This is a genomic window from Streptomyces genisteinicus, assembly GCF_014489615.1.
Classification (GTDB): domain Bacteria; phylum Actinomycetota; class Actinomycetes; order Streptomycetales; family Streptomycetaceae; genus Streptomyces; species Streptomyces genisteinicus.
Window position 1 is genome coordinate 7396656 of record NZ_CP060825.1, and the last position, 21531, is coordinate 7418186.

The 21531-nt window shown below is 74.7% G+C and carries 19 protein-coding genes; 8 read left to right on the top strand and 11 right to left on the bottom strand.

Going from position 1 to position 21531, the window contains the following annotated elements; all coding sequences use genetic code 11:
* Positions 1 to 242 precede the first annotated feature (242 nt).
* From bdeA (IAG43_RS31630) to IAG43_RS31645, 4 genes are all read right to left on the bottom strand, one after another.
* Entirely contained in the window at positions 243 to 1100 is an 858-nt protein-coding gene (gene bdeA / locus IAG43_RS31630; RefSeq protein ID WP_187744754.1) for a bis(hydroxyethyl) terephthalate hydrolase, read from the bottom strand.
* Between the two features lie 404 nt (positions 1101 to 1504).
* Entirely contained in the window at positions 1505 to 2449 is a 945-nt protein-coding gene (gene bdeA / locus IAG43_RS31635; RefSeq protein WP_187744063.1) for a bis(hydroxyethyl) terephthalate hydrolase, read from the bottom strand.
* 297 nt (positions 2450 to 2746) lie between these two features.
* Entirely contained in the window at positions 2747 to 3370 is a 624-nt protein-coding gene (locus IAG43_RS31640) for an adenosylcobinamide amidohydrolase (protein WP_187744755.1), read from the bottom strand.
* 224 nt (positions 3371 to 3594) lie between these two features.
* On the bottom strand, positions 3595 to 4428 hold the full coding sequence (locus IAG43_RS31645) for a class I SAM-dependent methyltransferase (RefSeq protein ID WP_187744064.1): 834 nt from the start codon (positions 4426 to 4428) through the stop codon (positions 3595 to 3597).
* 191 nt (positions 4429 to 4619) lie between these two features.
* Between IAG43_RS31645 and IAG43_RS31650 the strand changes: the two genes are divergently transcribed.
* Positions 4620 to 5609, top strand: a complete 990-nt coding sequence (locus IAG43_RS31650) for an aldo/keto reductase (RefSeq protein ID WP_246574656.1) — start codon at positions 4620 to 4622, stop codon at positions 5607 to 5609.
* Positions 5610 to 6142: 533 nt separating this feature from the next.
* On the opposite strand, the gene IAG43_RS31655 is transcribed toward IAG43_RS31650, so the two are convergent.
* The 4 genes from IAG43_RS31655 to IAG43_RS31670 all read right to left on the bottom strand — a co-directional run bounded on the left by IAG43_RS31655 (position 6143) and on the right by IAG43_RS31670 (position 10170).
* Positions 6143 to 6349 (bottom strand): hypothetical protein, encoded by a 207-nt coding sequence (locus IAG43_RS31655; RefSeq protein ID WP_187744065.1) that lies wholly within the window; start codon positions 6347 to 6349, stop codon positions 6143 to 6145.
* A 62-nt stretch (positions 6350 to 6411) separates the two neighbouring features.
* Complete coding sequence (locus IAG43_RS31660) at positions 6412 to 6981, bottom strand: RNA polymerase sigma factor (RefSeq protein WP_187744066.1); 570 nt, start codon at positions 6979 to 6981, stop codon at positions 6412 to 6414.
* Between the two features lie 551 nt (positions 6982 to 7532).
* Positions 7533 to 8945 (bottom strand): DUF2252 domain-containing protein, encoded by a 1413-nt coding sequence (locus IAG43_RS31665; protein WP_187744067.1) that lies wholly within the window; start codon positions 8943 to 8945, stop codon positions 7533 to 7535.
* A 181-nt stretch (positions 8946 to 9126) separates the two neighbouring features.
* A complete protein-coding gene (locus tag IAG43_RS31670; RefSeq protein ID WP_187744068.1) occupies positions 9127 to 10170 on the bottom strand; it encodes an NAD(P)-dependent alcohol dehydrogenase in 1044 nt (347 codons plus the stop codon).
* 258 nt (positions 10171 to 10428) lie between these two features.
* Between IAG43_RS31670 and IAG43_RS31675 the strand changes: the two genes are divergently transcribed.
* Entirely contained in the window at positions 10429 to 11706 is a 1278-nt protein-coding gene (locus tag IAG43_RS31675) for an arginine deiminase (protein WP_187744069.1), read from the top strand.
* Here IAG43_RS31675 and IAG43_RS31680 read toward each other — a convergent pair.
* The 3 genes from IAG43_RS31680 to IAG43_RS31690 all read right to left on the bottom strand — a co-directional run bounded on the left by IAG43_RS31680 (position 11681) and on the right by IAG43_RS31690 (position 14235).
* Positions 11681 to 12385: a pyridoxamine 5'-phosphate oxidase family protein gene (locus tag IAG43_RS31680; RefSeq protein ID WP_246574657.1), complete on the bottom strand. Its 705-nt coding sequence runs from the start codon at positions 12383 to 12385 to the stop codon at positions 11681 to 11683. The genes IAG43_RS31675 and IAG43_RS31680 overlap by 26 nt on opposite strands.
* Before the next feature lie 324 nt (positions 12386 to 12709).
* Positions 12710 to 13066, bottom strand: coding sequence for a PRC-barrel domain-containing protein (locus IAG43_RS31685; RefSeq protein WP_187744071.1), 357 nt, complete (start codon positions 13064 to 13066; stop codon positions 12710 to 12712).
* A 176-nt stretch (positions 13067 to 13242) separates the two neighbouring features.
* Complete coding sequence (locus tag IAG43_RS31690; RefSeq protein WP_246574658.1) at positions 13243 to 14235, bottom strand: LysR substrate-binding domain-containing protein; 993 nt, start codon at positions 14233 to 14235, stop codon at positions 13243 to 13245.
* A 50-nt stretch (positions 14236 to 14285) separates the two neighbouring features.
* Between IAG43_RS31690 and IAG43_RS31695 the strand changes: the two genes are divergently transcribed.
* The 6 genes from IAG43_RS31695 (at position 14286) to IAG43_RS31720 (ending at position 21489) form a co-directional block, all read left to right on the top strand.
* A complete protein-coding gene (locus tag IAG43_RS31695; RefSeq protein WP_246574659.1) occupies positions 14286 to 15269 on the top strand; it encodes an EamA family transporter in 984 nt (327 codons plus the stop codon).
* Between the two features lie 171 nt (positions 15270 to 15440).
* On the top strand, positions 15441 to 16634 hold the full coding sequence (locus IAG43_RS31700) for a pyridoxal-phosphate dependent enzyme (protein WP_187744072.1): 1194 nt from the start codon (positions 15441 to 15443) through the stop codon (positions 16632 to 16634).
* Positions 16631 to 17392: a helix-turn-helix transcriptional regulator gene (locus IAG43_RS31705; protein WP_187744073.1), complete on the top strand. Its 762-nt coding sequence runs from the start codon at positions 16631 to 16633 to the stop codon at positions 17390 to 17392. The genes IAG43_RS31700 and IAG43_RS31705 overlap by 4 nt, the downstream gene beginning before the upstream one ends.
* Positions 17393 to 17566: 174 nt before the next feature.
* On the top strand, positions 17567 to 18436 hold the full coding sequence (locus IAG43_RS31710) for a DUF4232 domain-containing protein (protein WP_187744074.1): 870 nt from the start codon (positions 17567 to 17569) through the stop codon (positions 18434 to 18436).
* A 240-nt stretch (positions 18437 to 18676) separates the two neighbouring features.
* Positions 18677 to 20002: a nucleotide sugar dehydrogenase gene (locus IAG43_RS31715; protein ID WP_343075695.1), complete on the top strand. Its 1326-nt coding sequence runs from the start codon at positions 18677 to 18679 to the stop codon at positions 20000 to 20002.
* Positions 19999 to 21489 (top strand): glycosyltransferase family 2 protein, encoded by a 1491-nt coding sequence (locus IAG43_RS31720; RefSeq protein WP_187744075.1) that lies wholly within the window; start codon positions 19999 to 20001, stop codon positions 21487 to 21489. Before IAG43_RS31715 ends, IAG43_RS31720 begins: the two co-directional genes overlap by 4 nt.
* Positions 21490 to 21531 lie beyond the last annotated feature (42 nt).

Genomic DNA, 21531 nt, shown 5'->3' on the forward strand with positions numbered 1-21531 from the left:
CGCCGACGACCGGAGTGTGCCGGTCTCGTCCTGGCCGGCTTCCCAAGCCGGGCGGGGCAACACTGTGCGCCCGCACAGGCGGACGGGGCCGCGCCGCCCGCCGCCGCCGCGGGGCGGTCGCGCACGGGTGCGGACACACGGAGGCGGCGGCCGCGCGTCGTGCGCGGCCGCCGTCCGGGGGTGGTGCGGGTGGTGCGGGGTGGTTCCGGGCGTGGGTGGTGCGGGTGGTGCGGGGTGTCGGGTCAGGAGGTGTGGGGGCAGGTGCCGCGGTACTCGTCGATGGTGAGGCTGGGCCGCGGGATGGGGCAGAGGAACTGCTCGTAGCGGGTGTCGTCGTCGATGAAGCGCTTGAGCCAGGAGATGCTGTACTTCGCGATCGTCGTGTCCGACGTGTTCGGGGCGAAGTGGCTCGCGTTGTTCAGCTCCAGGTACGCCTTGTCCAGTGAGCTCGGCAGCGACTGGTAGAACGGCTCCGCGTGCGAGGCGACGGGTGCGATCGTGTCCCCGTCGGCACCGAAGATCAGCGTGGGGGTGCGGAGTTCGGGCCACGACTTGTCGAGGTTCCACGGGGTCATCGGGATCGCGGCCTTGAGGGAGGGCCGGGTCTTCGCGGCCTCCAGCGAGCCGCCGCCGCCCATGGAGTGGCCCATCACACCGAGCCGCGAGGAGTCCACCCGGGAACGCACCGAACTGCGGTCCGTCAGGTAGTCGAGGGCGGAGAGCAGTTGGCGGCCCCGGCTGTCGGGCTGGTCGAGGGTGGTGTTGGTGTCGATGGTGAAGACGACGAAGCCCTGGGAGGCGAGGCGCGGTCCGAGCCAGGCGATCGAGGATTCGTAGGCGGTGAATCCGGGCGAGATGACGACCGCGCCGAAGGTGCCGTCGGTGGTCGTCCTCGGGTAGTAGATGGTGCCGCCGCCGAAGCCGGTGACGCCCAGCGAGGAGACGCTGGTCTCGGAGACGGCGTACGGGCCGCGCAGCGCCTCGATGCTCGACGTGGTCGGGGCCGGGCCGCGCTCGTAGGGGTTGTCGGCGGCCTGTGCGCCGGGCACGGCGACGGTGGTGAGTGCCGCGGCCGCCGCCGTGGCCAGCAGTCCGGCCATCAGTCTGCGGTGCGGGCGCCGTCCGGCCCGGTCGGCGGACGCCGTGGCGGCCGGGGGTGTGGCGGTGGTTCCTGCGATGCGGTTCCTGTCCTGCGGCACGAGGGGTCCCGTCCTCTCTCGGAAGGCGTGCGCCGTGCCGCCCCGCGCGCGTCCCGGCCCGTGGACGGGACGCGCGCAGGGCCGCGCACGGTGACGCGGTGGTGTGCGGGAGGGCCACTGTCGGGGTGCCGTGGCCCTGGCGGCGCCGGCGCTCTCGCCGGTCCCCGGGCCGGACGCCGGCCGCGCGTCGTGCGCGGCCGCCGTCCGGGGTGGTGCCGGCTCACGGTGGGTGGTGCTGCGTCGAGCGCCGAGGGTGGTGCGGGGTGGTTCCGGGCGTGGGTGGTGCGGGTGGTGCGGGTGTCGGGTCAGGAGGTGTGGGGGCAGGTGCCGCGGTATTCCTCGATGGTGAGGCTGGGCCGCGGGATGGGGCAGAGGAACTGCTCGTAGCGGGTGTCGTTGTCGATGAAGCGCTTGAGCCAGGAGATGCTGTACTTCGCGATCGTCGTGTCCGACGTGTTCGGCGTGAAGTGGCTCGCGTTGTTCAGCTCCAGGTACGCCTTGTCCAGCGAGCTCGGCAGCGACTGGTAGAACGGCTCCGAGTGCGAGGCGACCGGGGCGACGGTGTCGCCGTCCGCGCCGATGACCAGGGTCGGCGTGGTGATCTCCGGCCAGCTCGTGTCGAGGTTCCAGCCGGTCAGCGGGATCGCCGCCTGGAGCGAGGGCCGGCTCTTGGCCGCTTCCAGGGTGCCGCCGCCGCCCATGGAGTGGCCCATGACCCCCAGACGGGACGTGTCGATGCGACCCCGGACCGAGCTGCGCTGCGTCAGGTAGTCGAGGGCGGCGAGCAGTTGGCGGCCCCGGCTGTCGGGCTGGTCGAGGGTGGTGTTGGTGTCGATGGTGAAGACGACGAAGCCCTGGGAGGCGAGGCGCGGTCCGAGCCAGGCGATCGACGACTGGTAGGCGGTGAATCCCGGCGAGATCGCCACGGCGCCGAACGTGCCGTCCGCTGTGCTGGTCGGGTAGTAGATGGTGCCGCCGCCGAAGCCGGTGACGCTCAGTGAGGAGACGCTTGTCTGGGAGACGGCGTACGAGCCGCGCACGGCCTCGATGCTCGACGTGGTGGGGGCGGGTCCGCGCTCGTAGGGGTTGTCGGCGGCCTGCGCGCCGGGCACGGCGACGGTGGTGAGTGCCGCGGCCGCCGCCGTGGCCAGCAGTCCGGCCACGAGGGTGCGGCGCCGCCGCGTTCCTGAGCGGCCGGCCGGGGCGGATGCGGCAGATGTGGGGGAGGGGGTGGTGGGGGTGAGCTGCACGACGGAGTCGTCCTCTCGGTCGTGGCGGCCCCGCGGGAACGGCCGCCCGGCCGGGGAGGACCGGGGCCGTCGGGGATCCCGCGAGTGGCGCCGCCGTGTTCGATGGCGGTGCCACTGTCGGGGCCCGCGGGACCGGGTGGCATCGGCGTAATCACCGGTGTCGCACGCGCCGCCGGAGCCCCGGGCGGCGATGGGCTCACGTCCGGCGTGTGGCGGTGCGTTCAGGTCCGGCGTGTGGCGTTGTACTCACGCCCGGCGCACGGCGGTGCGTTCACGCACGACGGGCGGTGCCGTGTCTCACGGACGTGCGGCCGGACCGGGGATGTGGGGCAGGGCCGCCCGGCACGCCTCGCCGACGGCTTCGTGCACGGCGCGTGCCACCCGCGCCCCCCATACCGAGCGGGGTCCCGCGAACGGCTCGGCCGGCTCTCCGGCCACGGGCCGGAGGGCGGCCACGCAGACCGCGTCGGTCGGTGTGCCGGAGGCGTCGGCGCCCGCGTCGAGCAGGGCCTGGACCTTGGCCTCGGTCGCGGTGGCGACGGCGTTGACGAGGGCGGCGTCGCTCAGTGGCACGGGCACCGAGACCACGATGTTGATGGTGCCCGCCCGCTGCCGGCCCGGTTCGCCCGGCGTGGGCACGGCGGCCCACCCCCGTACCCCGATGCCGGCGGTGACCAGGGCCTCGACGCCGCCGTCGGCTGCCCAGCGGCGCGCGCGGACGTCCGCCGCCGTCATCAGGCCTACCCCCGGGCCGCGAGCCCCTGCCGCGCGTGCCAGCGCGGTGAGATGGGCCCCGGGGTCCATGCGCCGGTAGCCGGGCGGCACCTGCGCGTTGAGGACCCAGTTCCGTTCGCCGGTGCCGCCGCCGAGGAGGGCGCTGGAGATCATGCGCATCTCCCGGCCCGGCGTCCACAGCAGCATCGGCCACCGTCCGCCGCTCTCCTCGCGGGTCAGCAACGGGGCGTCGCGCAGCGCGACCGGGCAAGACACCGCCGCGGGATCCACCGGATCGGCGGACGCGGGACCGGCTGACGTGGGTCCGGCGGACGCGGGGCCACGTGCGGGAACGGGCCGGGGCGAAGGAGGCACCCCGCACCCTAACCCGGAGTGCCCCGGCGCTCGCTCGGTGCCCCTGTGCGCCGGTGTCAGGCGCTTCTGCGGGCGGTGACCAGCAGGTACTCCCACTCCATGGCACCCGAGGGGCCGGCGTGCCGGCGGGCGAGGGCCGCGAGTTCGCCGTCGAGCGCCGCGGTCCGCTCGTGGTCGTCCGCGATGTTGCGGTAGACGGCGATGGTCGGCCCGTAGAACGTGGTGAAGAAGTCGCGGAATGCCTCAGGCGTGGCGAACCGGTCCACGGTGACCGTCTCGCGCCGCATCCCGAGATCGGTCACACCGTCCCCGAGCAGCGCGCGCACATGCTCCTCCTGCCCCCACAACGGCGGCGGCTGGGCTCCTGGCGGCGGTGCGGGGGCGTACGGCTTCATGGCGGCGAACATCTGGCCGATGAAGCCCTCGGGCGTCCAGTTGACGAGGCCGATGGTGCCTCCCGGGCGGCAGACCCTGACGAGTTCGGCGGCGGCGGTCGCGTGGTGCGGAGCGAACATCACGCCCACGCACGACATCACCGTGTCGAACTCCCCGTCGTCGAAAGGCAGAGCCTCCGCGTCGGCCTCGCGCCACTCGAGCAGCGCGCCCGCCCTCTTCGCGGACTGCTGCCCCACCTCCAGGAGTTCGGGTGTGAGGTCGCTCGCCACCACCTGCGCCCCCACGAGAGCGGCGGGGACGGCGGCGTTGCCCGATCCGGCGGCCACGTCCAGCACGCGCTGTCCTTCGCGCACGGAGCAGGCGGCAACCAGCCGGCGGCCGAGCTGGGGGATGAGCTCGGCGGCCACCACCGGGTAGTCGCCCAGCGCCCACATCGCCCGGTGCCTGCTCTTGAGGGCGCGGTCGGCCGCGGCCGCGTCGATCGCTCCGGTCATCACAGCTCTCCTCCCGAAGCCCTGAGCGGCCACCCGCCCGACAGCCGTCAGGAGTCATACGTCGTGAATGTGCCTTCCTCCAGGGTAGGAGCCTCCGGGCTCCCGGCCCACCGCGCGCGCACGCGGTCACCGCAACGGCACGACCGGTGTCCGGTTCCCGGCCGTACGCTCCGCCGCATAGGGTGACCGCCGTGACGATCAACGGGACGGACGGGACGCACGAGGTGACGGCCGACGAGGACGGCGGCGGGCACGGCCTGCTCTACGGATGCATGGGACTCGGCGGAAGCTGGGACGCCGAGCCCTACGGCGCCGAGGACATCGGCCATGCCGAGGCGGCGGTCGCCGCCGCACTGGAGAGCGGGATCACCGCCTTCGACCACGCCGACATCTACCGGCACGGCAAGGCGGAGGCGGTCTTCGGCGAGATACTCGCCCGCGCTCCCGGGCTGCGCTCCCGGATCGTCCTCCAGACCAAGTGCGGCATCCGCCTCGCCGACGGCGAGCGCCCCGGGATCTACGACCTGCGGGGCCCGGCGATCGCGCGCCGCGTCGAGGAGAGCCTGACCCGGCTGCGCACCGACAGGATCGACGTCCTGCTCCTGCACCGCCCCGACCCGCTCGCCGACCCGGACGACATCGCCGCAGCCCTCACCGACCTGCACCGCCAGGGCCTGGTGCGCTCCTTCGGGGTGTCGAACATGGGTCCCGCGCAGATCGACGCCCTGCGGTCCCGCCTCGACGTTCCCCTGGTCGCCAACCAGCTGGAGATGAGCCTGGCGCGGCGGGACTGGCTGGAGTCGGCGGTCCTGGTCAACACTCCGGCGGCCGCGGCGCTCGGGATTCCGCCGGGCACCGTCGAGCACTGCGTGGCCCACGGGGTCGGTCTGCAGGCCTGGGGCGCGCTCGCGCAGGGCCGCTACTCCGGCCGTCAGGAGACGGCCGCCGAGCAGGCGACGGCCCGCCTGGTCGCCTCGCTCGCCGAGGCGAAGGGCACCACACCGGAGACCGTGCTGCTGTGGTGGCTCCAGCGCCACCCCGCGGGCATCGTGCCGGTGATCGGCAGCGCGCGCCCCGACCGCATCCGCGCCTGCGCGGACGCCGCGCAGGGCGAGCCCCGGCTCTCGCACGAGGAGTGGTACGACCTCTGGATCACGGCCCGCGGCGAGCCCCTGCCGTAGCCGCCGGGGAGGCGGCGCGTCCGGCTGCCTGCGCGGGGCCCGGACAGCGGTCCCGGCGCAGGCCGCACGGCTTGACCGCGACACCCCGCGGCACGGCTTGCCGGGCGTCCGGACGGGTCACGGCGCGGCAGGGCGTCACGCGGCTCGGCTCGACCGCGCGCCCGGCGTCACGGTGCGGCACAGGCGTCCGGCCGCGCGGCTGTACCGCGCGCCCGGCCGCCGGTCCGGCCATGCGGTCCGGCCGTCCGGTCGGGCCATGCGGTTCGTGCGGTCGGGCCGCGTGTCGCTGGCGCGTCCGGAGCTCCCCTTCTCGACACCGCGTACTCCCTGGTGACGTCGCGTGCGCTCCTGGAGCGGCGTGCGGTGGTGGTGGCCTCGGACCCCGCGCGCCGGCCGCGCGTCCGGCCCCCGGCCCTGCCGTCTGCGCTGCCGCCGCCGTGCCGACCGTGCGGTTCCGGGGCCGCGGTTCGGCCGTGGCCCCGGCCCGGATGTGCGGTGGTCGCGGCGCGCGCCGCGCCGCTCGGCTTCGCCGCTCAGCCGCGGAGCGGTGTCGCCGCCAGCCAGCCGATCACGCTGTTCACCACCGTGAAGTCCAGCGCGGCGATGTCGCCGACCGCCCGCCGGTCCGCCTCCGTGAGCCGGATGCCGGCCGCGTCCAGCGCGCAGTGGAGCAGCACCCGGTGCGCGTCGGCCGGTGCCAGCGGCCGCCCCGGTTCCGCCGTGAAGCCGGGCACGGTCACGGGGAGCACCGGCGTACGCCCCGCGGGAGGCCGAGGGGAGTGGCGCGCGCGCCCCGGCCACCTCATGAGGTCCGGTCCCGCAGGGGGGCCGCCCCGGGAGCCATGTCCGGCCCGAGGACCGTGCCCAGGCGGCTGAGGGCCCGGCGGCGGAGCGCCTTCACCGCGCCGGGCGTGCGCCCGCCCAGCGCCTCGCCGATGCGGTCGTTCGGCCAGCCCGCCCAGTACTGGAGCACGATCGTGCGCCGGTGCTGCGCGGGCAGCGCGGCCACCGCCTCCCGCACCGGCTCGCGCAGCAGCACGGCGAGGGCGCTGTCCTCTGCGGAGGCCGCGGTGCCGGTGCCGAAGACCCGGCTGTCGGCGACCAGCACTTCCCGGCGCACCCGCGACGACCGGTAGTGGTCGATGACGAGATTGCGGGCGATGGCGCAGAACCAGGCGCCGATGTCCGCGCCGGTGGGCGAGTAGCGGCCGATCGCGCCGAGCGCCCGCAGAAACGTATCGCTTGTGAGGTCCTCGGCGAGATGCGCGTCATGGACCCGGGAGCGGACGAAGCCGAGGACTTCCTGGCGGTAGGCGTCGTAGAGGAGCGCGAACGCCTGTCCGTCGCCCTCGCGGGCGTGCTGGACCGTCAACTCGGGCGCTGACCGGGGACTTCTTCGGATAACCTGTTGATTCAAGGCCTTCCCCATCTCTGGTTGCGGGGCGGTCGATCAGGGGTCGCCGGGTCGCATCCGGCGGCCCCCTTCGCGATGCGCCGGCGGGGGCCCGCACATCTGACCTGTGCTGCCGTCAGACCGTCCGCGTCCGGGGGTGAATCCCGGCCATCGCGGCGGCGCCGAGCGCGTCGAAGCCTGCTCCCGCGCCGCTTCCGGCGTCTGACTGCGGAACAAAATGTCTGAATCTTGTGGACTATGCCCCGGGAAACATTGATTCGTTATCCGATGGATACTTTGCGGGTCTGTACAGTCCCGGGCGCGCCCCTGCGGGGGCGTCGCCCGTTGACAAGGCATGCACGCGACACCGCCCCCGCAGGGGCCGACTCCGCCGCCGGCGCCGGTCTACGACGCGCTGGTGCGCTCCTGGCGCGACGACGGCCGCAGCGTTCCCGAGGGGCGGGTCGGCCCGGCCCCCTGCCCTCCGGGAGCCGGGCCGCCCCCTCACGACCGGCCGGCCGGCTACCAGGTCAGGCCGTTCGGTGTGGACCTGTCCCGCTTCGGCGCCCGGTGAGCAACTCCGGTACCGGCGGCTCCGGTCCACCGCGGCAAGCGGCCGGCAGGGTGCCCGACGACAGTGCCGCGAGCAGTGCGGCACGGTCCGCGGCCGTGCGGTCCGCGTAGCGCAGCGCGAAGTCGCGGACCGCACGGTCGAAGGAGTCCCCGGCCCCCAGGTACACCGCCAGCGCGATCCGGTCCCCGCCGCGGGCGTGCGCCCGTCCGAGGGCCGCACCGCAGAGCGCCGCGTACCGCCGCAGCTCCGCCGGGGACATGGCGGGCACCTCCGACGGCCCCCGGACGTCGTTGAGCCGCCGCCAGGTGAAGTGCCGGCCCTGCGGTCCGGTCACCCACCCCAGGAAGGGGTCGTCGACCGCCCGGACCAGGCAGCTGCCCGCCACCACCCGGCGGCCGGCGTGCGGGTGCGGCCCCGGCCCCAGGTGGGCCTCCAGCACCGAGGCGGCGGCCTCCTTGAACTCGACGAACAGCGGATCTCCGGCGTCCCTGCCCTCCAGCAGCACCACGAAGCAGGGGACGCCGACCCCGGCGACACCGGCCGACGTGCGCGCCGCGTCCACCGCGTGGAAACGGCCGAGGAGACGGCGCCGCTCCCCGGCCAGCGTGGAACGGTGGTCGGCGAAGGTCTTGAGCAGCACCGACCGGTCGGCGTCCCGGGCGGGTTGCAGCACCGGCGGGTGGGCGACGAAGCGCAGGCGTCCGCCGGCCGCCTCCGACAGGTGGCGGAGCGGCGGGAGTTCCGTGCGCCGCCCTTCGGCATCGTCGTGCCCCTCGCGGTGGCCGCGCCCGGGAGCGGTGGACGGCGGCATGCCGCGGGTGTCCACGCGCCCGTACCAGGCGGCCAGTTCGCCGAGCCCCGCCAGCCGGCGCATGGTGCTCCGGTACGCGAGGACCGCGGCGCTCGTGCTCCGCCCGGCGGCCGCGGCATCGTGGCCGTTGTCCAGCGCGGTGACCGCGACGCTCGCCGCGAGTCGCTTGACGTCCCACTCGAACGGGCCGGGGAACGTCTCGCCGAGGTCGTCGACGTCGATCACCTCCGTCCCGTCAGGGCCGGTGTGCAGACCGAAGTTGAGCAGGTGCGCGTCTCCGCACAGCTGCACCACGAGACCGCTGTGGGGCAGGGCCGCGAGGTCCGCGGCCGTCACCGCCGCCGCGCCGCGCAGGAAGGCCCCGGGCGAGGCGGCCATCCTGGCGTAGCGGAGCGGGAGCAGTTCGGGCACCCGGCCCCCGTCCTGGCGCCGCAGCGTCGCGACGGGGTCGGGCCGGTCCGCCGAGGGGATCCAGGCGCCGTGCGAGGAGCGGGGGAGGCGCTTGCGGGCGGCTCTCCCGGCCGCCGCGCGCTCCTCGGGGCTCCGGTGCGCTGTCACCGCTGCCTCCCTCGTGGGGTTTCCCCGCCAGGCCCCGACGCGCCCGGTCCGGCCCCGGCCCGACGCGCCCGCCCCCGTAGCGGCCCGACGCGCCCGCCCCGTCCCCGTCGCGGCCGGACGCGCCCCGCTCCCGCCCCGACGCGCCCGCGCCCCGAACCCCGGTCCCGCCGGGGTCACCGCATCATGCGCCCGGGACGATCACCGCGCGGCCGCGGACCTTGCCCGCCGCCAGCCGTTCGTAGGCCTTGGGTGCGTCGTCCAGGCTGTACGTCTCGACCTCCACCTCGACCTGCCCGCGCCGGGCCAGCTCGAACACCTCGATCAGCTCACTGCGCGACCCCCAGTACGGGGCGCGCACGTCGACGTCGTAGCCGATCGCCCCGAAGCCCACCGGCAGCAGCCCGCCGCCGATGCCCACGATGGACACGTCGCCCTCGACGGCGGCGGCCGCTCCGGCCGTCGTGACCGTCTCCGGCCTGCCGACGAAGTCGAAGACCGCCTCGGCGCCCAGCCCGTCGGTGAGGTCGCGGATGCCCGCGACCGCCCCGGCGTCGCTGAGCAGGGCGTGGTGGGCCCCGACCTGACGTGCGAGGTCCAGCTTCTCCTCGTTCACGTCGAGGGCCACCACCACGGCGCCGGAGAGCACCCGCAGCAGCTGGATCGCCACATGCCCGAGTCCGCCGGTGCCGATCACGACGGCCGTGCTGCCCGCGCCGAGTTTCGGCAGGGACTTCTTGATGGCGTGGTACGGCGTCAGGCCCGCGTCCGTCAGCGAGACGTTCTTCACCGGGTCCAGGCCGTGCAGGGGCACGAGATGGCGGGCGTCGTCGATGAGCATGTACTCGGCCATCGCGCCCGGTGCGCCCAGCCCGGGAGGGAGGATTCCCTCCGCGGCGGCCCGGGTGCAGTAGTTCTCCTTGCCCGCAGAGCAGTTGAGGCACCGGCCGCAGCCCCACGGCCCGTACACGGCGACGTCGTCACCGACCGCGACATGGGTGACGCCGGCCCCGGTCTCGGCGACGATTCCCGCCCCTTCGTGTCCCAGTGTCAGGGGGAGTTCCCCGAAGGTGTACTCCTCCTCGGGGACGTTCATGACGAACTCGTCGGAGTGGCACACTCCCGCCGCGGTGACCCTCAGCAGGACCTGCCCGGGACCCGCCGTCGGCTGCGGGACGTCCACCACCTCGGGATGACCGCCGATGGTGCGGTACTGGAGTGCTTTCATGCGCGGCTCCCATGCTCGGACGTGCCGGGCGGGACGGCGTATCCGCGGACCGGATACGGGAGCGCCCGGTGTCGAACCCCTGTTCATGCTGGCAGGCCTCCGGCCGTCGTGCATGTCCGTGGCCGCTGACCGGCGGGGACGGTACGCGGGGCGGCGCGCTGGCCGGGCATTCGGGACTTAGCTGGCAGAATCGGTCATCGTGTGCAGGGTGGGCTGCGCGATCCGGCACGGCCCTCGTCGGGAAGGCAGGTCCTCGGGATGGCGAGTGGGACGACGCACGGGACGGACACGCCCGCCCGGCGTGCGCACGGCGTGCACTCGGAAGTGGGCCGGCTGCACAAGGTCCTGGTGTGCGCCCCCGGCCTGGCGCACCGGCGGCTCACCCCGACCAACGCGGACGATCTGCTCTTCGACGACGTGATGTGGGTGGACAACGCACAGCGCGACCATGCCGACTTCGTGAAGGAGCTCACCGCGCGCGGAGTCGAGGTCGTCGAACTCCACGACCTGCTGGCGGCGACGATGGCGCTCCCCGGGGCCAGGGACTGGCTGCTCGACCGGAAGATCGTGCCCAACGAGGTGGGCGGCGGGCTCGTCGACTCCACCCGGGCCTTCCTGGAGACCCTGGAGCCGCGCCGGCTGGCGGAGTTCCTCGTCGGCGGCCTCGCCACCACGGACCTCCCCGACGAGTTCCGGCCCGCCTACGTCGCCCTGGCCCGCGAGTCCACGGGGGTCCGCGAGTACCTGATGCCGCCCCTGCCCAACACCCTCTACACCCGCGACACCACCTGCTGGCTCTACGGCGGCGTCACGCTCAACCCCCTGTACTGGCCCGCCCGCCACGACGAGACGCTGCTGATGAAGGCCGTCTACCGGTTCCATCCCGACTTCAAGGACTCCACCGTGTGGTGGGGCGATCCCGAGAGGGACTGGGGGCAGGCGACGTTCGAGGGCGGCGACATCATGCCCGTCGGCGGCGGAGTGGTCCTGATGGGCATGAGCGAACGCACCTCGCGCCAGGCCATCACCCAGGTGGCGGCCGCCCTGTTCGAGCAGGGCGCCGCGGAACACGTCGTCGTCGCGGGGATGCCCAAGCTGCGGGCGGCGATGCACCTCGACACCGTCTTCACCTTCGCGGACCGCGACATCGTCACCCTCTACCCGCGCATCATGGACGGCGTCCACACCTTCTCGCTGCGGCCCGGCAGCGGCAGGTTCCCCGTCGACATCACCGACGAGGGCTCCCGCGCCTTCACCGACGTGGTCGCCGGTGCGCTCGGACTGCCGGACCTGCGGGTCATCGAGACCGGAGGTGACGTCTACGCCTCGGAACGGCAGCAGTGGGACAGCGGGAACAACGCCGTCGCCCTGGAGCCCGGTGTGGTCTTCACCTACGACCGCAACACCCAGACCAACGCCCTGCTCCGCAAGGCCGGTGTCGAGGTCGTCACCATCGTCGGCGCCGAACTCGGCCGGGGCCGGGGCGGCGGCCACTGCATGACCTGCCCCCTCATCCGCGACCCTGTCCGCTTCTGACCGGCGCGGCGAGGGGGAGGCCCGGCAGGCACCGGTCGTGGGTCTCCTCCTCGTGGGACCCGGGCACGCCGGCCGGCGGAGCCGAGGGCCGCGGAGCCACGAAGTACTCGGCGTCCTTGGGGCGCTCGTCGGGGGAGAGCCGCGGACGCGGGGCCGGTTCGAGGTGCGGGATGTGCTTCGAGCAGTGCACGTACGCCTCCTCGACCGTGATGTGCACCCACAGTTCGGGCCGCCGCCCGGGCGCGGTGTCGGTGCGCAGGTGCGGATGGGCGTACCGCTGCTCCTCGTCGGTGCGCAGCCGGGCGGTGCCGTTGACGTGCAGCCCGATGTGGTGGTGGGTGAAGTCCATGAAGAGCATGCCGACATGCGGGTTCTCGGTGATGTTCCCGGCGCTCGCCATCACCCCGTTCCCGCGGTACTCCGGGTACGTCAGGGTGTGCCGGTCCAGGTCGACGACGAACCCGGGGGGACCCGCGCGGAAGGTGGAGTCGCACTCGCCCCGGGCGTCCGCGGTCGACAGGAAGACCATGGTCTGCTGCTGGATGAAGCGCCGCATCCGGGGGGTGAGCTGCGGCTGCACCTGCCGTCCGTAGAACGCGTCGGCCCGCTCCGTGTTGCCGAGATGGTCCTGCAGCCTGCGCTCGCCGACCGATCCGAAGGGGCTGCTGTGGGGGGTCACGTACGGTCGTCCTCTTCCTGTGGGGCACCTGCGGAGCCCTGACCGGACGAGGATCACCCACCGGAGGGCCGTTGAGGTCCATCGTGCCCCCGCCGGGCCCGGCGATGGGGGCGAAGCCGTCGCACAGTTGTGAAGATCCGCCGGAGCTCGGACGCCGGAGCCCGGAGCCCGGAGCCCGCGCGTCCGCTCGCCGGGCGGTCGGGCCGGCATGGGGTGCGCCGCCCCGCCCCGGCCGGTGCCCGCCCGGGAGGGGCGGGGAGACGACGGGGAGCCCGGAGCCGGGCGGGCCGGCCCCGGGCTCCCCGGCAGCCGGGGGAGCGGTGGTCAGCGGCGTGCGAGCTGGCGCTCGCCGCTCGGGCCGGGCTCGTACGGCAGGCCGTAGTGGACGAAGATCTCCTTCTCGTTCTCCGCGGGCAGCACGTCGTCCGTCCCCATGCTCGGGGCGTCCTTCACCGCGGACTTCCCGTAGGCGACCCGGAGGTATCCCGGGCCGACGACCGCTCCGGCGAGCGGCACGAACACCAGGCGGCGCCGGGTCGGCAGGCCCACGGCCACCGTGACGACGGCCGGCTCGTCGCTCCGGGTGTTCACGTACACGGCCTCCAGCGTGCCGATCTTCTTGTCGTCTTCGTCGAGCACTTCCTGGTTGCGCCACTCGCGGATGTCAGCGCTCTGGATCACGGTGCCTCTCCTCGCCGTCGACGCGCCGGGCGACGTGAGCTGCGTCCGGCCACGGTGGAAATGACCGCACAGCGGACATTCCTCTCCCATCGTGCCCGGGGGGAGGCGGATACCGCCCGCTGTGGCGGTCGCCCCCTGCCGTCGTGCGGGCGGTCCCGGCGGGCGGAGCGGCCCGCTCACCCGCCCTGCCGCCCGGCCCGTCCGCCCAGCACGGCCGCCGCGACGGCGGCCAGCGGTGGCCAGGACCACCGCCCGGCCCTGGCCAGCAGAAACGTGCGCCGGGTGCCGGCCAGCGGATCGAGCGGCCGGAAGGCCACGTCCGGCCGCTCGCGCTCGATGCCGGACTCGGCGAGCAGGGCCACTCCCAGGCCCGCGCCCGTCAGGCTGTTGACCAGGCGCAGACTGTCGACCCGGTGCGCGATCCGCGGCGTGAACCCGGCCACGGCGCACACCCGGTGCACCAGCTCGTCGTCGTCCGTGCCGCGCGAGTTGGTGATCCAGCCCGACTCCTCGAACGCGCGCAGCTCGGGGACGGTCACCGGCCGCCCCGCGTCCGGATGCCCCGCCGGCACCGCCAGGTACAACGGCTGCTCCTCGAAGGCGCGGGCGCTCAGCTCCGGCGGCACCACCCGCGGCACCAGGCTGTAGTCGTAGACCACCCCCAGATCGACGCCGCCGGAACGGAGCAGGTCGGCGGTGCTCTCCGGCTCGTGCTCGTGGACCTCGACCACCACCCGCGGGTGCTCCTCCCGCAGCCGGGCAAGAGTGGGCAGCACCACCGGTTCGACCGCCGTGAAGAAGCTCGCCAGCCTCACCCGGCCCGCGGGGTCGGTGCGCCCGCGCAGCTCCGACTGCGCCTCCTCCACCGCGGCGAGGATCCCCACCGCGTGTTCGACCAGGCGCTCGCCGGCGGGTGTGAGCCGCACCCGCCGCCCGTCCGGAGTGAGGAGCCGGACGCCGACCTCCTCCTCCAGCACGGCCAGGTGCTTGGAGACCGCCGACGTCCCGTAGCCGGTGCCCGCCGCGACGGCCGCCATCGTCCCGAGCCGGCGCAGCTCGACCAGCAGCCGCAGCCGCCCCAGGTCGGGCAGCCGCTGCCTCGCGTCGGGGAGCCGGGGGATGTCGTCCTCGTCCATCCGCACATCGTCCACCATCAGCGGCTGGTCCATCCACTTTCGGCCCGTGGACAGAAACGGACGGCGGGAGATCCAATACCCCGGTGACGACCTCGCCCGCTGCCCCCGATGCCGCCCCCGCCGCCCCGGACGCCTCGCCGACCGCCCCCGCCGCACTGGACCCGGGAGCGGAGGCCGCGGCCTTTGCCGCGGGACCCGCCGCCCTGCCCGGCACGCGCCGCCAGGTGCCGGGTGCCGTGCTGGTGCTCGTCGCCATGTGTCTTCTCCACACGGGCAGTGCGCTCGCGACGGAACTCTTCGCCACCCTCGGCCCGGCGGGCACCACCTGGCTGCGCCTGACCTTCGCCGCCCTGGTGCTGATCGCCTGCACCGGGCCGTCCCTGTGGCGGACGCTGCGGGCGACCGGCCGTCGCGACCTCGTCGCCACCGTGCTGCTCGGCGCGGTCAGCGCGGGCATGATGCTGCTCTTCTCCGAGGCCGCCGCGCGGCTTCCCCTCGGCACGGCCACCGCACTGGAGTTCCTCGGGCCGCTCACCGTCGCGGTGATCGCCTCGCGCCGGCCCCGGGAGGTGGCGTGGCTCGCGCTCGCCGCTGCGGGCGTCGTGCTGCTGACCTCGCCGTGGACGGGCGCGACGAGCCTGCCGGGCGTGATGTTCGGCCTCGGCTCGGCGGCGTGCTGGGCGCTGTACGTCATCGGCACGGCCCATGTCGGCAGCCGGCTGCCCGCGCCGCACGCCCTGGCGGTGTCGCTCGCGGTGGCCGCCGTGGTCGCCGCGCCGTTCGGGGCGTCCGCCGCGGTCAGCGGTCTGACCTGGGGGACGGCGCTCGCCGCGCTCGGTATCGCGGTGCTCATGCCGCTGCTGCCGTTCCTGCTGGAGATGCAGGCCCTGCAGCGCATCGGCAAGACGACATACGGGACGCTCGCGGGGCTCGAACCGGCCGTCAGCCTGGTGGCCGCCATGATCCTCATCTCGCAGACCCCGCTGCCGCTCCAGATCGCCGGCACCGTCCTCGTCGTCGCCGCGGGCATCGGCGCGACGCGTGCGGAGGCGCGGGCCAATCGCTGACCCGGACCCGGAGAGGTCCCCGCGCCGGCGCCGCTCGCGTACCGGCGGACAGGACCCGACTGGACTTCCTGTCCAGATCTGGAGTGTTCGTCTAAGGTGGGGCGTGCAGGGTGCGCGCCGGCACCGGGAACGGCCGGCGGCACGGGGAGCCGGGAGAAGGCGGGACCGCCCATGGACGTCGAACAGCTGACAGGGGTCGACGCCCCCTGCTTCCACGACCGGTCCGGCCGGCGCTACCCGCTGGACGGTTCCCGCTGGCGGGGTGACGACGGCGGCCCGCTCGCCGTCAGCCCGCTGCCGGGTCTCGCTCCCGGGCAGATCGTCACCGCCGAGCGCTCCCTGTGGCGGTACCACGCGGCCCTCCCCGTCCCCTTCGCCCGCCGGGTGAGCCTGGGCGAGGGCTGCACGCCGATGGTCCCGCTCGACTGGGGCGGCCTGCGGGTCCACTTCAAGCTGGAGTGGTTCAACCCGACCTCCAGCTTCAAGGACCGCGGCGTGTCGGTGATGATGTCCCACCTCGCCGCCCACGGCGCCGACCGCGTGCTGGAGGACAGCTCGGGCAACGCCGGGGCAGCGGTGGCGGCCTATGCCGCGGCCGCGGGCATCCGCGCGAGGATCGTCGTCCCGGCCGCCACCTCGGCGGCCAAGATCCTCCAGGCGCGCGCGTGCGGAGCCGAGATCGAGCTGGTGGGCGGCGCCCGCGACGAGGTGGCGGACGAGGCGGTCCGGCAGTCGGCGCGCATCCCCTACGCCAGCCACAACTGGCACCCCATGTTCATCCAGGGAACCAAGACCGTCGCCTACGAGATGTGGGAGTCGCTGGGCTTCACGGCGCCCGACAACGTCGTCCTCGTGGCCGGGGCCGGCAGCAACGTCATCGCCTGCGACCTGGCCTTCGGCGAACTCCTCGCAGCGGGCCGGATCGACAGGCGGCCGCGCCTGTTCGTCGGGCAGCCCGAGCACTGGGCGACCATCGCCGACACGCTGAACGGAGTCGACGGGGCCGCGCGCGGCGCACGGGTGCCGACCATCGCCGAGGGCGCGTCCATCGCCCGCCCCGTGCGGCTGCCCGAGGCGGTGGAGGCGGTCCGCCGCTCCGGCGGCGCGGCCTGCGCCGTCCCCGAGGCGGCGATCCACGCCGCGGTCCGCGCGCTGAGCTCCAGGGGCCTGTACGCCGAGCCGACCAGCGCCGTCGCCGCGGCGGCCCTCGACCACTTCGTCGCGTCGGGGGAGATCGCTGCGGACGAGACGACCGTCGTCGTGCTCACGGGTGCGGGCCTGAAGTCCGCCGAGGCGATGGCCGCGGTGTTCGCCGCGGCGCCGCTCGACCACGTCGTCGCGCCGGAGCCGGGTGGTGCCCGATGACCCACCCCGCGGACCGGTCGGACGGCGCACCCGCCCACGGGCCCGTCGCGACCGGGCACGGCGACGTGGACCGGGCATCCGAGGCCGGGTGTCCGGAAGCCGAGGCCGGGGGCGCGCCGGACGGCGAAGGCCGCGTCGTCGGCGACGAGCACCTCGTGCGGGAAGCGGAGCGCATCGCCGTCGCCGTCGGGCGCATGTTCCCCGGTCTGTGCGAGGTCGTCCTGCACGACCTGCGCCGGCCCGACCACGCCGTCCGCGTCATCGAGAACAACCTGTCGGGACGGCAGGTCGGCGACCCCGCCACCGAACTGGGCCTGGCGCGCATCGCCGACCCCGACTACCCGGACGTCGTCCAGAACTACGGCAACCGGTTCCCCGACGGCCGGCCGGCCAAGAGCACCTCCATCGGCATCAAGAACGCCGAGGGGCGGTACGTCGCGGCACTGTGCCTGAACCTGGACGTCAGTACGCTGTCGCCGCTGGCCCTGACCCTGGCGCAGCTCGTCGCCACCGAAGCCGGGTACGGAGGAGAGCCCCTGGAGACCCTGCGCGACCGCACCGGACGCGAACTCCGCGCGGCCATCGACGCCTTCGCCGCCGAGCGATCCAGCACCCCGCGGGCCCTCGGCCGCGACCACAAGCGCGAACTGGTGCGGCGCCTGCACCACGAGGGCTTCTTCGAGTCCAGGGGCTCCGCACAGCTCATCGCCGACCATCTCGGCATCTCCCGGGCGACCGTCTACAACTACACGAGGTAGCGCGCTGCGCGGGGGCGGGCGCCATCGGACGTGCCGGTGGCGCCCGCCCCGGTGCCGACGGGGAGGCCCCGGCCGCCGCGGCGGCAGCGGGAGCCGCCTTCTGTGGCGAGCCTGTGACACGTGGTGTGAGGGGCGTCACGGCGGTGGGCGGTGCCCTGCTGATCAATTGACGCCATGCGGCCCTCACCTCTCCTCGCCCCGTCCTGCGCGCTCGCCCTCGCCCTCGCCGTCACCGGGTGCGGGCGGGAGGACGGCACCGCCGCGGCCGTGCCGTGCGCGGCCCCGTCGGCGGAGAGCAGGCCGGAACTGCTGCACCAGGACGGCGTGCGCATCACCGGCGACGACTGCGATGCCGGGGCGTCCCGGTCGGCCGCCTACACCGTGGAGAACTCCGGCTCCGTGGCCATGACGTACACCATCACCTTCACGATCCGCACCGACTCCGGTGAGGTCTGGTCGACCGTGGACCAGACCGTGCCGTCGGTCGCGCCCGGCGCCGCCGTGCGGCGCACGGTGACATCGGAGGATCCGAAGGCGTCGCGCATCCGGATCGAGAAGGTCAGGGCCGTGCCCGCCGACCAGGCGAGGGCGGCCGGAGGCGCGTGCCCGTCCACCGGATGGCGCATCGACGCCGGCGAGCCGGAAGCCGCCATGGGGCTGCGCGCCTTGGCGCTCACCCTGGTCAACTGCTCGCAGGAGGTGAGGAGCGTGAGCGGCTACCCGCGGCTCCAGCTCCTGGACGCCGCACGCGACCCGGTGGCAGGGGTGCGCATCCTCGACGGCACGAACGAGATCTCCACCGGTCTGCGCGGCGCGGACGTCCGGCCGGGAACCCTGCGCCTGGCGCCCGGTGAGGCGGCGGCGGCGACCGTCGCCTGGCGGAACACAACCGACGCCGGCCCGCCCGCGGTGAACGCTCCGTACCTGGTCGTGCGCGTCACCGCCGACTCGCCCGGCGTCGTCTTCACGCCCGAACTCGATCTCGGCACCACGGGCCGAGTCGGCGTCAGCCCCTGGTTCCGGAAGGCGGATCCGGAACGCTGACCCGGAAGGCGGATCCGGAACGCCGACCCGGCTCCCGCCCGCCGTCGCCCGCCCCGGCCCCGCGACGCCGCCGGGGCCGGCGCCCCCCTGACTCCCGGAGCCGTCCGCGAGCCGGCCGGCCGGCGCCCGCCGGCCCGGCGACGTGCGCGGACCCGGCAATCGGGTGAACTCCCGTGCGGGGTGCCCGACCTGCGGAGAGTTGGCTCCGCGGCCGATGATCCTACGTGTCATATTCCGGCGGTGGACGCCATCGTGACCGCCGCGGAAGCGGCCCCCCAGGACCTGTCCGTACCGCCCCAGGGAACCGCGGCCCGTACCGGCGCGGTCGCCGTCGTCGGTCTCGGATACGTGGGACTGCCGACGGCGCTCGCCCTGCGCGAGGCGGGCTGGGCCGTGACCGGGATCGACATCAGCGACAACCGGCTCGCGGACATCCGCCGCGGTGACGTGGACCTGCCGCCGGGTCAGCTCCGCCTGCTGGGCGACGCCCTGCGCGACCCCGACTTCCTGCTCACCGGCGACGGCGCCGCCGTGGGGCGCGCGGAGGCCGTGATCGTGTGCGTGCCGACACCCGTCGACCGGCACCGCGTCCCGGACCTGCGCGCGCTCACCGCCGCCTGCGCCTCGGTCGTCCGGCACGCCTTCGAGGGCCAGCTCCTCGTGCTCACCTCCACCAGCTATGTCGGCACCACCCGGGACCTTCTCGTCGAGCCGCTCGCCGCCCGCGGACTGCGTCCGGGAACCGACGTGTACGTCGCGTTCGCGCCCGAGCGCATCGACCCGGGCGTCGACGGGCACGCCCCCGACGCGACCCCCCGGGTGGTCGGCGGCGTCGGCCGGCGCAGCACCGAGCTCGCCGCCGAACTGCTGCGCCGCACCGCGGCCGGCATCCACCGTGTGGACGACCCCGAGACGGCCGAGATGTGCAAGCTCTGGGAGAACACCTTCCGCGCCGTCAACATCGCCCTGGCCAACGAACTCGCCGACACCAGCATGGAGTTCGGGCTCGACCCGCGACAGGTCATCGAGGCGGCCGCCACCAAGCCGTACGGCTTCATGCCCTTCTACCCGGGGCCCGGGGTCGGCGGGCACTGCATCCCCTGCGACCCGCACTACCTGCTGTGGCAGCTGCGTTCCCGGCAGCGCGACGCGCCCCTCGTCGGCTCGGCGATGTCCGCGATCGCCGCGCGCCCCTCGGAGGTGGTCCGCCGGGCGCGCGACCTGCTCGCCGACCGGGGGACGGCGGTGGCCGGAGCGCGGGTCCTCGTCGTCGGGGTGGCGTACAAACCCGGAGTCGCGGACGTGCGGGAGAGCCCCGCACTGGAGATCATCGACCGGCTCTCCGCGCTCGGCGCCCGGGTCGGCTACCACGACCCCCTGGTTCCGGCGATGACCTCCCGCGGTGCCGAACGCCGCCACCTCGCCGACGCGGCCTCGCGCCCGTGGGACCTGGTCCTGGTGCACACCCTCCACGACGGCACCGACGTGGCCGGCCTGGCCCGCGGCTGCCCGGTCCTCGACACCACCCACGGTCTCGGCACGCCCGCCGCCGGAGCCGCCCGATGAGCACACGGGCCGCGCCTCCCCGGGGTACCGCGCCGCACCCCCGGTCCGTGCCGGCCCCGCGACGCGGCGGACGGGCACGCGCGGGCGCGCTCCGGTGGGCCGCGGGCCTCGAACCGGGGACCCGGCGCGGCGTCGTGCGCCTCCTGGTCCTGCTCTGCCTGACCCCGCTCACGTTCCTCCTGGCGAATCGTTCCCTCGCCCTCGCCGACGGAGCCGGTCCGGCGGCGGTCTACGGAACGGCGGTGCTCGCCGCGACCGCCGCCCTCTTCTACGTCGCCTACACCCGCTACCAGGACCCCGCGGTCGCCGACGTGCCCTGCCCGCGGCGGCTGCGCGGCACCTTCCCGCCGCTGCCCGCACACCCCCGCGTCAGCCTGCTGCTCGCCGTCAAGGACGAGGAGGACCGGATCGAGGAGTGCGTCCGCTCGATGGCCTCCTCCGACCACCCCGGCATCCAGATCGTCGTCGTCGACGACGCGTCGGCCGACGGCACCGGCGACATCCTCCGGCGCCTCGGCGCCGAACTCGGCATCACCGTCGTCCACCTGACCGAGAACGTCGGCAAGAAGCACGCCCTGGTCCGGGCGTGCGCCCTGGCCGACGGCGACATCGTCGTCTTCACGGACTCCGACTGCGTCCTCGCCCCCGACGCCGTCGGCCGGTGCGTCGCCGCCCTCGTCCGCCACCCCCACCTGGGCGCCGTCAGCGGCCACTGCCGGGCGCTCAACACCGACGCCTCGCTGCTCGCCCGCATCCAGGACGTCTGGTACGAGGGCCAGTTCCGCGTCGCCAAGGCGGCCGAGGCCGCCTTCGGCTCCGTGACCTGCGTGTCCGGACCCCTGGCCGCGTTCCGCCGGGACGCGATCTGGAACTACCTCCCGGCCTGGGCCGAGGACCGGTTCCTCGGGGCGCCGTTCCGCTTCGCCACCGACCGCCAGCTCACCGGCTACGTGCTCGGACAGGCATGGCGCGGCCGGCGGCTGAAAGAGCGTCACGCCGACTCGCCCTTCGTCGCCGACCACGACTACCCCGAACGACCCTGGCTCGTCGGATACGTGGCATCGGCCAGGGTCGGCACCGACGTCCCCGTCGGCGTGCGGGCCTTCCTGCGCCAGCAGGTCCGGTGGAAGAAGAGCTTCGTCCGCAACCTGTGCTTCACCGGCGGATTCATGTGGCGCCGGGGCCCCGGCGCCGCCGCCCTCTACTACGGGCACGTGCTGTGGGTGCTCACCGCCCCCGTCATGGCCGTGCGGCACCTCGTGTGGGCGCCGGCACAGGGCCTGTGGCTGCTCACCGGCCTCTACCTGTGCGGCGTGCTGCTCAAGGGGTGCGCCTGGGGCATGGCGTACAAGGCGGACCATCCCGGGGACCCCCGGTGGCGCTACCGCCCGCTGATGAGCCTGCTCTCCTCCACCGTGCTGGCCTGGCTGCTCCCGTACTCCCTCGCCACGGTCCGCCGCGGCGTCTGGTCCAGGGGCACCACATGAGGGGCGCCGCGGCCGCCGCCGCCCGGATGCTCGCCGCGGTGG

Coding starts and splice junctions, on each gene's coding strand:
- bdeA (WP_187744754.1), bottom strand. CDS start 1,100: ATGGCCGGACTGCTGGCCACGGCGGCGGCCGCGGCACTCACCACCGTC.
- IAG43_RS31700 (WP_187744072.1), top strand. CDS start 15,441: ATGGACGTCGAACAGCTGACAGGGGTCGACGCCCCCTGCTTCCACGAC.
- IAG43_RS31705 (WP_187744073.1), top strand. CDS start 16,631: ATGACCCACCCCGCGGACCGGTCGGACGGCGCACCCGCCCACGGGCCC.
- IAG43_RS31675 (WP_187744069.1), top strand. CDS start 10,429: ATGGCGAGTGGGACGACGCACGGGACGGACACGCCCGCCCGGCGTGCG.
- IAG43_RS31710 (WP_187744074.1), top strand. CDS start 17,567: ATGCGGCCCTCACCTCTCCTCGCCCCGTCCTGCGCGCTCGCCCTCGCC.
- IAG43_RS31720 (WP_187744075.1), top strand. CDS start 19,999: ATGAGCACACGGGCCGCGCCTCCCCGGGGTACCGCGCCGCACCCCCGG.
- IAG43_RS31640 (WP_187744755.1), bottom strand. CDS start 3,370: ATGCTGCTGTGGACGCCGGGCCGGGAGATGCGCATGATCTCCAGCGCC.
- IAG43_RS31645 (WP_187744064.1), bottom strand. CDS start 4,428: ATGACCGGAGCGATCGACGCGGCCGCGGCCGACCGCGCCCTCAAGAGC.
- IAG43_RS31670 (WP_187744068.1), bottom strand. CDS start 10,170: ATGAAAGCACTCCAGTACCGCACCATCGGCGGTCATCCCGAGGTGGTG.
- IAG43_RS31690 (WP_246574658.1), bottom strand. CDS start 14,235: ATGGACCAGCCGCTGATGGTGGACGATGTGCGGATGGACGAGGACGAC.